The organism is Cupriavidus phytorum, from assembly GCF_003254285.1.
Classification (GTDB): Bacteria; Pseudomonadota; Gammaproteobacteria; order Burkholderiales; family Burkholderiaceae; genus Cupriavidus; species Cupriavidus phytorum.
The window spans coordinates 405,259-418,771 of sequence record NZ_QKZN01000002.1 but is presented as its reverse complement, the minus strand read 5'-3'; the positions used below and the strand labels follow the sequence as shown (position 1 = coordinate 418,771).

At 67.8% G+C, this 13,513-nt stretch carries 10 protein-coding genes; all 10 read right to left on the bottom strand.

Going from position 1 to position 13,513, the window contains the following annotated elements; all coding sequences use genetic code 11:
* Positions 1-215 precede the first annotated feature (215 nt).
* The 10 genes from clpB to C7416_RS07280 all read right to left on the bottom strand — a co-directional run bounded on the left by clpB (position 216) and on the right by C7416_RS07280 (position 13,454).
* Positions 216-2,804, bottom strand: a complete 2,589-nt coding sequence (gene clpB, locus C7416_RS07325; RefSeq protein WP_111517787.1) for an ATP-dependent chaperone ClpB — start codon at positions 2,802-2,804, stop codon at positions 216-218.
* Between the two features lie 214 nt (positions 2,805-3,018).
* On the bottom strand, positions 3,019-3,900 hold the full coding sequence (locus C7416_RS07320; protein ID WP_111517786.1) for a MaoC/PaaZ C-terminal domain-containing protein: 882 nt from the start codon (positions 3,898-3,900) through the stop codon (positions 3,019-3,021).
* A complete protein-coding gene (locus tag C7416_RS07315; protein WP_111517785.1) occupies positions 3,900-6,041 on the bottom strand; it encodes a D-(-)-3-hydroxybutyrate oligomer hydrolase in 2,142 nt (713 codons plus the stop codon). Before C7416_RS07315 ends, C7416_RS07320 begins: the two co-directional genes overlap by 1 nt.
* A gap of 128 nt (positions 6,042-6,169) precedes the next feature.
* Complete coding sequence (locus C7416_RS07310; RefSeq protein WP_111517784.1) at positions 6,170-7,723, bottom strand: acyl-CoA synthetase; 1,554 nt, start codon at positions 7,721-7,723, stop codon at positions 6,170-6,172.
* 14 nt (positions 7,724-7,737) lie between these two features.
* Complete coding sequence (locus tag C7416_RS07305; RefSeq protein ID WP_111518111.1) at positions 7,738-8,814, bottom strand: branched-chain amino acid ABC transporter permease; 1,077 nt, start codon at positions 8,812-8,814, stop codon at positions 7,738-7,740.
* A gap of 11 nt (positions 8,815-8,825) precedes the next feature.
* Complete coding sequence (locus tag C7416_RS07300; RefSeq protein ID WP_111517783.1) at positions 8,826-9,854, bottom strand: branched-chain amino acid ABC transporter permease; 1,029 nt, start codon at positions 9,852-9,854, stop codon at positions 8,826-8,828.
* Between the two features lie 58 nt (positions 9,855-9,912).
* Entirely contained in the window at positions 9,913-10,653 is a 741-nt protein-coding gene (locus C7416_RS07295) for an ABC transporter ATP-binding protein (RefSeq protein WP_111517782.1), read from the bottom strand.
* Positions 10,646-11,407: an ABC transporter ATP-binding protein gene (locus C7416_RS07290; RefSeq protein ID WP_111518109.1), complete on the bottom strand. Its 762-nt coding sequence runs from the start codon at positions 11,405-11,407 to the stop codon at positions 10,646-10,648. Before C7416_RS07290 ends, C7416_RS07295 begins: the two co-directional genes overlap by 8 nt.
* Before the next feature lie 92 nt (positions 11,408-11,499).
* Entirely contained in the window at positions 11,500-12,678 is a 1,179-nt protein-coding gene (locus C7416_RS07285) for a substrate-binding domain-containing protein (protein ID WP_111517781.1), read from the bottom strand.
* Positions 12,679-12,794: 116 nt separating this feature from the next.
* A complete protein-coding gene (locus tag C7416_RS07280) occupies positions 12,795-13,454 on the bottom strand; it encodes a TetR/AcrR family transcriptional regulator (protein ID WP_012353065.1) in 660 nt (219 codons plus the stop codon).
* Positions 13,455-13,513 lie beyond the last annotated feature (59 nt).

Sequence of the window (13,513 nt, the reverse complement as noted above, 5' to 3'; positions counted from 1 at the left end):
AACCCTTTTGCAACGCGAAAAACGTGCCACTTGGCATCACCCTGCAATCCCTTGGCTGCTGTAGCGCCGTCTCCAATGCCGCGTGAAATATTTGCACGGGTGCGGACCGCATTACACGGCGGCCAAAAAAGAAAAATCCCTGCGCTCGCGCGCAGGGATTGTGCATGGCAACGCTTGACCACGCCTCCCCGTGTGCGGGGAGACGACGCTCAGCCTCAGTCCAGCTTCCGCCCGAACGTGAACTCGCCGTCGGCATAGTCCACCGGCACCACATCCTTGGCGGCGAATTTGCCTTCGAGGATGGCCCGCGCCACCGGGTTCTCGATCTGCTGCTGGATCGCGCGCTTGAGCGGACGCGCCCCGAACACCGGGTCGTAGCCCGCGCTGGCGATCTTCTCCAGCGCCATGTCGCTGACCTGCAACGTCATGTCCATGCGGGCCAGGCGGGCCTGGAGGCGCTGCAGCTGGATGCGCGCGATCGACTCGATGTTTTTCTGGTCGAGCGCGTGGAACACCACGACTTCATCGATCCGGTTGAGGAATTCCGGCCGGAAATGCGTGCGCACTTCCTGCCAGACCGCGCCCTTGATCGCTTCCTGCGGCTCGCCGGCCATTGACTGGATGATCTGCGAACCGAGGTTGGACGTCATCACGATCACCGTGTTCTTGAAGTCCACCGTGCGGCCCTGGCCGTCGGTCAGGCGGCCATCGTCCAGCACCTGCAGCAGCACGTTGAAGACGTCCGGGTGGGCCTTCTCGACTTCGTCGAGCAGCACCACGCTGTACGGCTTGCGGCGCACGGCCTCGGTCAGGTAGCCCCCTTCTTCATAGCCAACGTATCCGGGCGGCGCGCCGATCAGGCGGCTGACGCTGTGCTTCTCCATGAATTCGCTCATGTCGATGCGGATCAGGTGCTCTTCCGAATCGAACATGAATTCGGCCAGCGCCTTGCACAGCTCGGTCTTGCCGACGCCGGTCGGCCCCAGGAACAGGAACGAGCCATAAGGCTTGTTCTCGTCCGCCAGCCCGGCACGCGAACGGCGGATGGCGTCGGACACCAGCCGCACGGCCTCGTCCTGGCCGACCACGCGCGCATGCAGGCGCTCTTCCATCTTCAGCAGCTTCTCGCGCTCGCCCTGCATCATCTTCGACACCGGGATGCCGGTGGCGCGGCTGACCACCTCGGCGATTTCCTCGGCGCCCACCTGCGTGCGCAGCAGCTTGTTGGGCTGCTTCTGCTCCCGCTCCTCGGCATCGGTCGCGGCCTTGAGCTTGCCTTCCAGGCCCGGCAGCTTGCCGTATTGCAGCTCGGCGACCTTGTCGAGCTTGCCTTCGCGCTGCAGCCTGGAGATCTCGAGCTTGACCTTCTCGATCTCTTCCTTCAGCGCGGCCGTGCCCTGCGCGGCGCCCTTCTCGGCCTTCCAGATTTCATCGAGGTCGGCGTATTCCTTCTCCAGGCGCGCGATCTCCTGCTCGATCAGCTCCAGGCGCTTCAGCGAGGCTTCGTCGGTCTCTTTCTTGACCGCCTCGCGCTCGATCTTCAGCTGGATGGTGCGGCGCTCGAGCTTGTCCATCGACTCCGGCTTGGAATCGATTTCCATCTTGATGCGCGCCGCGGCCTCGTCGATCAGGTCGATGGCCTTGTCGGGCAGGAAGCGGTCGGTGATATAGCGATGCGACAGCTCCGCCGCGGCGACGATGGCCGGGTCGGTAATCTCGACGCCGTGGTGCAGCTCATACTTCTCCTGCAGGCCGCGCAGGATGGCGATGGTCGCTTCCACGGTCGGCTCGTCGACCAGCACTTTCTGGAAGCGGCGCTCCAGCGCGGCATCCTTCTCGATGTACTTGCGGTATTCGTCCAGCGTGGTCGCGCCGATGCAGTGCAGCTCGCCGCGCGCCAGCGCCGGCTTGAGCATGTTGCCTGCGTCGATCGCGCCCTCGGCCTTGCCGGCGCCGACCATGGTGTGGATCTCGTCGATGAAGACGATGGTCTGGCCCTCGTCCTTGGCGACGTCGTTCAGCACCGCCTTCAGGCGTTCCTCGAACTCGCCGCGGTACTTGGCGCCGGCCAGCAGGCCGGCCATGTCCAGCACCAGCACGCGCTTGTTCTTCAGGCTCTCGGGCACTTCACCGTTGACGATGCGCTGCGCCAGGCCTTCGACGATGGCGGTCTTGCCGACGCCCGGCTCGCCGATCAGCACCGGGTTGTTCTTGGTGCGGCGCTGCAGGATCTGGATCGCGCGGCGGATCTCGTCGTCGCGGCCGATCACCGGGTCGAGCTTGCCGATGCGGGCGCGCTCGGTCAGGTCGATGGTGTATTTCTTCAGGGCCTCGCGCTGGCCTTCGGCCTCGGCGCTATTGACCGAATCGCCGCCGCGCACGGCCTGGATCGCCGACTCCAGCGACTTGCGGTTGAGCCCATGCTCGCGCGCGAGCCGGCCGGCGTCGCCCTTGTCGTCGGCGACGGCCAGCAGGAACAGCTCGCTGGCGATGAACTGGTCGCCGCGCTTGATCGCTTCCTTCTCGGTGGCATTGAGCAGGTTACCCAGCTCGCGGCCGATCTGGACCTCGCTGGTGCCCTGCACCTGGGGCAGGCGCTTGATGGCCGCGTCCAGCGCGGTCTGCAGGCCCTGCACGTTGGCGCCGGCGCGTGCCAGCAGCGCCTTGGCGGCGCCGTCGTCCTGCGCCAGCAGGGCGCGCAGCACGTGCTGCGGATCGATGTACTGGTTGTCGTTGGCCAGCGCCAGGCTTTGCGCATCAGCCAGCGCTTCCTGGAACCGGGTGGTCAGCTTGTCAAGACGCATAAGGATTCCCTCTCTCGGATAGGTCGTGTCCTGATGCGGGGGCGCTGGCGCCGGCGATGGTTGCCGGCGCGCCCGTATGCCCTGCCGGACACTCGATGTCATACCGAAAGATAAGGCTTTGCGGAGACATTTCAAGGCCGCATGCCGAGTGGAATTGCGCGCCACCGGCATGGCGCGGCGCGGCACCATGTGATGCCCGCGGTACGCGCGCCCGCTACGCGGCGGGCTCTGCGCCCTTGTCAGCCAGGTTGCGCACCAGCACCAGCGACTCGCCCTGCACCACCACCCGGCCGTCGGCGCCGGTGATCACGCTGGCCAGGTTGACGAGATCCTTGTCCGCGCGCAGCCGCACGACGCGCACCCGCGCCGTCAGCGGCTCGTCCAGCCGGGCCGGCGCGGCCAGCCGCAGCGACTGCTTCATCCAGCCGGTGCCGCGCCCGGGCAAGCGGGTGCCGAGCAGGTCCGAAAACATGCCGGCCAGCAGCGGCAGCGGCACCACCGGGCCGGCGAAACCGCGCGTGCGGACGAAGCCCGCATCGGCGTGGAACGGGTTGGCATCGCCGGTCAGCGCGATGTACTCGTCCAGGTCCGCCGCGGTGAAGGCCCGCACCGCGCTCGCCTGCTGGCCCGGACGCAGACCGTACAGGGCCGCATCGCCGTCCTGCGCAACCGGGTCCGCTCCGGCTGAGTGGTCGGCCAGTGCGGCAGGGCTCGCGTCCGCCAGCCAGCGCGCCTCGCCCACGGCCGTCACTCGCGGCACCTGGCCGGGCGCGCCCGCACAGCTCACCGTGGTGGCGCAGGCGGCAAGTCCGGCGGGCGCCGGCTGCGCAGACAGCGCAAACTGCACCGCATCGCCAACGAACGCCGGCGCCGGGAACATCAGCGTCTGCGCGACCGGCAAGGCCGGTCGCGGCAGTTGCCGCGCGCCATGCGCGCACAGCAGCGAGAACAGCAGCATGCCGTGCGCCACCGTGGCACCGAAATGCGTGCCACGGGCAAAGGCCGGATCGCAGTGGATCGGGTTGTCGTCGCGCGACAGCGCGGCGAAGCGGTCGAAATCGCGCTGCGACAGCACGCGCGGCGGTTCGTCGTGCATCAGTCGGGCACCTGTACGGTATTGGCGGTGACGGTGATGGCGTTGCCGGGTGCCGGCGTGGCGGCGAACGGCGGCACGTTGGACGGCAGCAGCGCCGGCGCCGGGGTGTTGAAGGTGCCGCCGCGCGGCGTGGTCCGCACCACCTGCGACGGCGGCAGCGCCCTGCCCGCGGTCAGGTTGTCGTAGACCGCGTCGAGGGCCCGGTTCAGGTAGACGTGCAACGGCACATAGCGGTTGCTGTAGCCCGGCACCACGCCGATGAAGGCGTCGAAATGCTGTGCGTTCTCGACCTCCACGTAGGACAGCTTGCTGGTCACGCCCTCCTGCTGGCGGTTCAGGCCCAGGTAGGGGCGCGAGGTATGGTTGACCGGCAGCAGCGCGTCGCTGCGCCCATGCACGATCAGCGCCGGCTTGCCGCGCAGGTTGCCGTTGCGCAGCGTCAGCCCCTGGCCGGCCTGCAACGCGAGTGCCGCCGCATCGGATCCGGTCAGCAGGTTGCGCAGGCAGCTGGCGCCGTCGTAGTTGATGTCGGCGCGCTGGGTCGAGGCGGACACGGACGGCAGGTTCAGGTAGGGCCCGTGCTGCGGATCGCGGTCGTTGATCAGCTGGACCGGTGCCTGCGGCGGGATGCCGTTGCCGGTGGCGTACATCGACGCCAGCGGCGCCGGTGCGATCGCAGCGGGCTTCAGGTCGGTCAGCGTGGCGGCAAAGCTGTAGCCGCACAGCCGGTCGGTCACGCTGGCCCGCGCATAGGCGTTGGCATAGGTGACCGAGATCGCGGCCGCCACATCGAACGCGGCCAGCGACGGGTGCAGGTCATCCGATTCCGCTTCCCAGCCGGCGGCGCGCAGCGCCTGCAGCGCGCTGGCGCTCTGCTGATCCGTGTTGGCGCCGGTAACCAGCCCTTTCTCGGCCAGCGTCTGGCAGCGCGCGGCAAAGAACGGCGCCATGGTGGGGTTGGTGTAGAACGGCGCCTGGGTCAGCGCGGTGGCGCGCCCGGCGCAGTGCTGCAGCAGGTTGGCGGTGGTGGTGTAGTCGTACAGCGTCAGGCCAGATGCCGCCACCTGCGCCGCGCCGCGCCGCACCACGATGCCGGTGTTGGGCGGCATGTTCAGGTTGGGCTCGGCCACCGCCACGCCGTCGATCAGGCCGCCGGCATCCTGCTCGGCGGCCGCCACGGCGGCGCCGCCGCCATTGGACACGCTCGATGCGATCACAAGGACCTTGTCCTGGTCCAGCGTGCGCTGACGCGTGCCGTTGGCCGACACGGCGCCGAAGCGGTCATTGATGGCCCACAGCGCAAACTCCACCGCTTGCAGCGTGAACTTGCCCCAGTCCTTCTCCGGGTTGCGCTGCGAATGCGCATGCTTGAACGCCAGCCGGTGCGGATTGGCTGCCGTGAATTCCGCCAGCGAGGTGGCGCCGGCCGGCGCGGCGAAGTGCGCGTTCTTGCCGGCGGCCGCGCGCGTGGTGCGGGTGCCGTCGATCAGCGCCACCGTGTCGGTATCGAGGTCATGCGGCGCGGCGCCGGTGCCCTTGTCGGTATAGGCCACCGCGCAGCCGCGCTTCAGGCCCCATTCGCCGGTGCCGATGGCGCCATAGACGCCGCGCGAGCCCGATGACGTGGCGGTGATCAGGCATGGTTGCGTGGTGTTGAAGGTGGTGGGGATCTGCACCAGCATGGTCACGTTCTGCTGGCCGGAGCCGTCGTCGGAGTACGCCACGTACTCCACGCCCGCGACCTTGCCCTCCGACGCCGTGATATTCCCTTGTGCATCGACATTGGGCCCATAGAGCGAGCCATAGCCGCCGCCGGCACTGGTGTCGACAATGGCGCGATAGTTGGTATAGATCGCATAGCGCCGCAGTTCCGCCGCGGTCGGTGCGGCCGGGTTGAGCGGCAATGGCGCCGTGCTGCTGGCCAGGCCGTCCTTGCCCAAGCCTGCGGTCAGCAGGTCGTCGGTGGCGCCGTCGTAGCTGCTGATGGTGACTGCGCCGATATAGGCGGGCTTGGTATTGGGCTTGCCGCCATTGCCGTTGTCGTCGCCGCCCGACCCGCATGCGGCCAGCATCGATGCGACCGCCGCCAGCGCCGTGAGCCTGAGGCCGCGGTACCGCGGCGAAAGCTGCGTGGATTGCATGTCAACCTCCTTCTGTCGCCCCGTGCCGGGGCCGTCGAGACATACGTCGATGGAAGACTGCGAAGACTGTGAAGACTGCGACTGCGAACAACGGGAACGACATCAAACCACGGCAACTGGTGCACGCCTCAGCCGCTGTTTCCGGCCAGGTCCGCACGCAGCTTGTGCTTTTCCACCTTGCCGGACGGCGTGCGCGGCAACGCGTCGAGGAAGCGCACCTCGCGCGGCACCTTGTAGCCGGCCAGGTGCGCCTTGCAGTGAGCGATCACGGCATCCGCGTCAAGCGCGGCACCCGGGCGCAGCACCACCAGCGCCATGCCGACCTCGCCCCAGCGCGGGTCCGGCGTGCCGATCACCGCGGCCTCGGCCACGCCCGGCAGCTGGAACAGCACATTCTCGACCTCGGCCGGATAGACGTTCTCGCCGCCCGAGATGAACATGTCCTTGGCGCGGTCGACGATGTAGTAGTCGCCGTCCTCATCGCAATAGGCAATGTCGCCGGAATGCAGCCAGCCGTCGCGCAGCGCCTGCGCGGTGGCCTCGGGCAGGTTCCAGTAGCCCGGCGTCACGCCCGGCCCCTTGATCAGCAGTTCGCCGCGCTCGCCGGGGCCCACGTCGACGCCGAGCGGATCGACGATGCGGGTCAGCATCGATCCCACCGGCTTGCCGATGCTGCCGAGCTTGCGGCGCGCTGTGTCCTCGTCGCAAACGAACACCGTGGGACCGGTCTCGGTCATGCCGAAGCCGAAGCGGATGGTCACGCCCTTGGCCAGGTAGGCTTCCAGCAGTGGCCGTGGCACCGGCGAGCCGCCGGCCGCCATATTGCGCACGCCGGACAGGTCCGCCTGCGCGAAGCGCGGATGCTGGCTCAGGAACAGGTACACCGACGGCACCGCGAAGAACATGGTGATACCCGCGCCGCTGCGGCGGTCGAGCCGGGACAGCACGGCCTGCGGCTCGAACTGCCGCATGATGTGCACCGTGCCGCCGGCGTGCAGCACCGGGTTGGCATACAGGTTCAGGCCGCCGGTATGGAAGAACGGCAGCACGTTGAGGAACGCGTCGTCGCACGTGATCTGGTTGGCCAGCATCGCGTTGACGGCGTTGAAGAACACCATGCCGTAGGTCTGGATCACGCCCTTGGGCTTGCCGGTGGTGCCGGAGGTGTACAGCAGGTGCCAGATTTCGCTCTCGTCGCGGCACGGCATCTCGATGATGCGGCCGGACGCGGCATCGAGCACGGCCTCGTATTCGGTCCAGCCGCCGGGCACGTCGGCGGCTTCGTCATCGGCCAGGTGCAGCACCGCGCGCAGCGGCATGGCGCGGGCCAGTTCCGCCGCCACGCCCAGGAAACCATCGCCCGCCACCAGTACTTGCGGCGTGCAGTCGTGCAGGATCGGCAGCAGCTCGGCCGCGGGCAGGCGCCAGTTCAGGCACACCATCACCATGCCGGCCTTGGCGCAGCCATACAGCATCTCGAGATAGTCCGAGCTGTTGTGCGCCAGCACCGCCACGCGCGTGCCCGGCGCCAGGCGCAGATGGTCGCGCAGGTATTCGGCAAAGCGGCTGGCACGCTCGTCGACATGGCGATAGGTCACGTGGCGGCCGCTCTCCACGTCCACCAGCGCGACCTTGTCGGGGAAATGCTGCGCGTTCCGGTGCAGCCAGTCGATCACGTACATGGGCTAGCCTCCGCTCAGCTGGCGATGTCCTGGACCGGCCCGCTGCCGCGCAGCCGCCCCACCACGCCTTGCGGGAAATAATAGACGCTCAGCACGAACAGCAGGCCCAGCCACAGCAGCCAGCGGTCCGGATGCAGCAGCGCCGACAGCAGCGGCAGCGCGGCGGTGCCGTCGCTGGCCAGCTTCATCACGTCCTGCAGGTAGGTCTGCGCCAGCAGGAACAGCACGGTGCCGATCACCGCGCCGTAGAGCGTGCCCATGCCGCCGATCACCACGATCAGCAGGATATCGACCATGATCTCGAACGACAGCGAGGTGTCGGGGCCGTTGTAGCGCAGCCAGATGGCCATCAGCACGCCCGCCAGCGTGGCGAACATCGCCGACAGCACCGTCGACACCGTGCGGTAGACCACGGTGCGGTAGCCGATCGCCTCGGCGCGGAAGTCGTTCTCGCGGATCGCCTGCAGCACCCGGCCGAACGGCGAGTTGACGATGCGCAGCAGCGCCAGGAACAGCACCAGCGCGCCGGCGAATACCAGGTAGTAGCTCAGCAGCTTGCCGCTCAGCGGCACGCCCAGCCATTCGGCGTCGCCCAGCGTAAAGCCGGGGCGCAGCACCTCGGGCACCTTGAAAGTCAGTCCGTCCTCGCCGCCGGTCCACTCCGACAGCTGCGACACCAGCGTGGCGAAGGCGGTGGCCACCGCCAGCGTGATCATGGCGAAGAAAATCGCCCGCACCCGCAGCGAGAACAGCCCGATCAGGAAGGCCAGCAGCGCCGATACGGCCAGCGCGCCGGCCGTGCCGGCCAGCAAGGCGCCCCAGCCCGGCTCCATGCGCGACATGGCGATGGCCACGCCATAGCCGCCGATGCCGAAGAACATGGTGTGGGCAAACGAGACGATGCCGGTATAGCCCAGCAGCAGGTCATAGCTGGCCACCAGCACCACGAAGATGCAGATCTTGGCCGCCATGTTGAGCGCGCGCGCGCCGGGGAACGCAAACGGCGCGCACGCCAGCGCAATCAGGATCAGCAGCAGCAGCGCCGCCAGCACGCGGCTGCGCGGCAGGTCGCCGGAGAGAAGTCGGATCATGGTCATTGCCCTCAGCGCCGCGCCACCGGGAACAGCCCTTGCGGGCGCCACAGCAGGATCAGCATCATCAGCAAGATGTTGGAGAACAGCGCCACCTTGGGAAACAGGAAGCCGGTGTAGTTGGCCATCAGCCCCACCAGCAGCGCGCCGACGAAACAGCCCGTGGTGGAACCGAGCCCGCCGATGATGATCACGATGAAGATCAGCACATTGACCTGCGCCCCGATCGCCGCCGTGATGTTCTGCTGGTACAGGCCCCACAGCACGCCGCCCAGACCCGCCAGCGCGGCGCCCGCGACGAACACGCCGACGAACAGCCGGCGCACCCGGTAGCCCAGCGCCTCGACCATCTCGCGGTTCTCCACCCCGGCGCGGATCAGCAGGCCGATGCGGGTGCGGTTGAGCAGCAGCAGCATGGCGATAAAGATCACCAGCCCCAGCGCCATCGCGATCAGCCGGTATTTCTCGATCGCCGCGTCGCCCAGCAGCACCGCGCCGCGGAAGGTGGTGGGCACCTGCAGCGCAATGGTTTCCGGGCCCCAGATCGCCTTGATCAGCTGCTCGGCCACGATCATGCCGCCCATCGTGATCAGGATCTGCTTGAGATGCTGGCCGTAGACCGGACGCACCACCACGCGCTCGAAAAACAGCCCGACCGCGCCGGCTGCCACCATCGCCGCGGCGATCGCCAGCGCAAACACCGACAGGTTCAGCGCCAGGCTGTCGGCCTCGACCCAGCCCGCCAGCGGCAGCAGCACCGAGGCCGCGACATAGGCGCCCAGTGCGATGAACGCGCCATGGCCGAAGTTGAGCACGTCCATCAGGCCGAACACCAGCGTCAGCCCGGACGACACCACGAAGATGATCATCCCCATCGCCAGGCCGGCAATGGTCAGCGTGAGCCAGGTCGACGGGCTGCCGACCAGCGGAAAGGCCAGCAGCATCAGCAAGGGCGCGAGCGCCAGCGGGGTCCAGTCGAGGCGGACTCCGGGCGGTGCGGCCGGAGTTGCGGACGGCAAGGTGGTTGATGAAGTCGTCATGTGTCTGTTCGTGCTGATGTGTGCTGCCTTGGGAGCCAACCTGCGCAACTGCAAAGGCCTACTGGTGCGCCGCCAGCGACAACCCCAGCAGCCGCTGCTGCAATGCCTCATCCTCCGCCAGCGCCGCCATCGTGCCGCTATGCACCGTGCGGCCATCGTCCATCACCGCCACCGTATCGCCCACCGACTTCGCCATATGGAAGTTCTGCTCCACCAGCAGGATCGACACCTCGGTCTGCTTCAGCTCGCGGAACACGTGGATCATGTTCTGGATGATCGCCGGCGCCAGGCCCTTGGTCGGCTCGTCGACGATCAGCAGCTGGCGCGGCTCGATGATGGCGCGCGCCACCGACAGCATCTGCTTCTGCCCGCCCGACAGCACGCCGGCGCGCTGGTGCCAGAAGGTCTTCAGCGCCGGGAACATGCGGAACACCCAGTCCAGCCGGCGTTCGTCGATGGCGCCGGTGCGCGCTGCCAGGCGCATGTTCTCGGCCACGGTCAGGTCGGAGAACACGCTCATGTTCTCGGGCACGTAGGCAATGCCAGCCTGCGCGATCGCCGGCGTGCTGAGGCGCGTGATGTCGGCGCCGTTGAAGCTGACGGTGCCGGTGCTGGCCTGCCACAGGCCCATGATGGTGCGTAGCGTGGTGGTCTTGCCGGCGCCGTTGCGTCCCAGCAGCATGGTCACGCCGCCGCGCGGCACCGCGAAGCTGACGCCATGCAGGATGTGGTACGGGCCGATATGGGTCTGCACGTCCCGCAATTGCAGGATCGGTTGCGCCGCGGTCGCCTCAGCCATGGCTGCCCTCCTCTTCCGGCAGGCCCAGGTAGGCCTGCTGCACCACCGGCGATGCGATCACCTCGGCCGGGTCACCATCCGCCACCAGCGTGCCGTTGTGCAGCACGATGATGCGGTCGGCCAGCGAGCGCACCACGTCCATCTTGTGCTCGACCAGCAGCACGGTCTTGGTGCGGTCCTGGCGGATCTCGCGGATCAGGTCCAGGATCACCGGCACTTCGTCGACGCTCATGCCAGCGGTGGGCTCGTCGAACATGAACACGCGCGGCTGCAGCGCCAGCAAGATGCCGACCTCCAGCTTGCGCTGGTCGCCGTGCGGCAGCGATGCCACCGTCAGGTGGCGCTTGCCGGCCAGCGCCACGCGCTCGAGGATGGCCATGGCCTGCGCCTGCAGGTCGCGGTGGCGCGACCACATCGAGAACAAATCGATGCCGCGCTGCTGCCGCGCCTGCACCGCCAGCCGCACGTTCTCCAGCACCGACAGCTGCGGGAACAGACTGGTCAGCTGGAACGCGCGGCCGATGCCGCGCCGGGTCTTCTGCGACACCGGCAGGCGCGTCACGTCCTCGCCGTCGAGCAGGATCTGCCCGGCAGTGGGCGGCAGCTGTCCCGAGATCAGGTTGAAATACGTGGTCTTGCCGGCGCCGTTGGGGCCGACGATGCAGGTCAGCTCGCCGGGCCGGAACGCGCACGACACCGCATTGACGGCGACGTGGCCGCCAAAGCGGATGGTGAGCCCGCGTGTTTCCAGCAGCGGCCGCGCCGCGGACGCCGCCGTGCCCGCGGGCTGGCCCGCCGGCTGCGACGGCGCCGGCGCGGTCCTGGCGTAGGAGGCTGGCGCGTCCATCAGCGGTGGTTGCGCACGGGCACGTTCATTTCCTCGGGCCTGATCTCGCGCACGAGTTCCGGCACGCCCCAGGCAAAGGCCGGGTCCACCTTGATCTTGAAGTGGTACATGGACTGCATCGCCTGGTGGTCTTCCTTGCGGAAGGTCATCCTGCCCTTGGGCGTGTCGAACGACATGCCCTCCATCGCCGCGATCAGCTTCTCGGTGCCGGTCTCGCCATGCGTCTTCTTCAGGGCTTCGACCAGCGCGATGCCCGCGCTCATGCCGCCGGCGGTGAAGAAATCGGGCGGCGCCTTGAACTTGCTGTAGTGGTTGGACACCAGCCACTCGTTGGCCTTGTTCTTGGGGATGCCGAAGTAGTAGTACGTGGCCCCTTCCATGCCGGGGAAATTCTTGTAGCTGGCCATCGCGGGCAGGATGTTGCCGCCGGTGGCGATCTCTATGCCGTAGCGCTTCGGATCCAGGTCGGCGATCTTGAACGGGTTGCCGGCGCCGGCCCAGATGATGAAGATCACCTTGCGGCCGGGCTTGTCCTTGAGCGAATCGAACAGCCGCTGCGCGCCCGCGGTGAAGTCGGTGGTATTGGTCGGCAGGTATTCCTCATGCACGATCCTGGCGTGCTTGAGCGCGCCCTTGAAGGCCTTGACGCCGTCGCGGCCGAAGGCATAGTCCTGCGCCAGCGTGGCGATCTGCACGCCCGGCTTGTCCAGCGCCACCGCATTGGAAATCGCGTCCTGCGACGAATTGCGGCCGGTGCGGAAGATATAGCGGTTCCACTTGTCGCCGGTGATGGAGTCGGCCACGGCGGGCTCGACCAGCAGCACCTTCTTGTATTCCTCGGCCACCGGCAGCATCGCCAGCGCCGTGCCGGAGGACGTCGGGCCCACCGCGATGTCGGCGCGGTCGTCGCTGTAGGCCGCGGCCAGCTGCGCCTTGGCCACGTCCGGCTTGCCCTGGGTGTCTTTCTCGATCACCACCAGCTTGTTGCCGTTAACGGTCATGGTGCCGTTGGTGGCGTATTCCAGGCCCATCATCAGGCCGGTCTGGGTCTGCTTGGCATAGGCCTCGAGCGCGCCGGTCTTGTCGTAGACGTGGGCGATGCGGATGTCCTTGGCCAGCGCGGCGCCGGCGCCGAGCAGCGCGGCGGCCAGGGCCAGGGCCTGGGGGTTGCGATGCATTGCGGTCTCCTGGTTCGGTCTCGTTTGTGTTTGTAGGGATGAAACCTGCTGCAACTGCGTGGCATGCCGGCTGGCGGCGCATGCGGGCCGGTACTGCGCAATCGGGCCTGTCGCGCCTATCGCGTCTGGCGCGGCTGCAGGCCATGCGCGATCAGGTCGAACGCGGTGTCGACCACCTTCTCCATCGATGGCGGACGCTTCCAGCGCGCATAGCGCATGCCGAGGAAATTGCTGATGCCGATCAGGCACCAGGCGCGCACCTCGGCATCGCCGGGCACGATTTCGCCCTGCTCTTCGGCACGGGTCAGGCGCCGGCTGTAGAGCTCGGCGAATACCTGGAAATAGCTGCTGTAGATGGTCTCGTCGACCGAGTAAGAATCCAGCACGATCCGGTACAGGTTCTTGTGGCGCGAAACGAAGGACAGGAACGCCTTCAGGCCCAGGCGCTCGGCCTCCATCTGGGTTTCGGCGGCGGCCACGTGCTTGCGCAGGTGCGCGCGCACCAGTTCCAGCATGTGCCCGACCAGCGCGCGGAAGATGTCTTCCTTGTCCTTGAAGTACAGGTAGAAGGTGCCCATTGCCACCTTGGCTTCCTGCGTGATCTCGGAGATCGACGCGGCGTAGTAGCCCTTCTCGCCGAACACCTTCTCGGCGGCGCGCAGCAGCGCCTCGCGCGTCTTCTGCCCGCGCGCGGTCTTGGGCGGGCCCATGCCGCCGGCGGGGCCGGTGGCGTCGACGTCGGCTATGCCGGTGTCGCCAGTCTGGGTGGTGGACATCTTGTCTCCGGTGGCGCTGGGCGCCTTGTCATGGAAATGCCGACCGCTGCCTGTTTTGC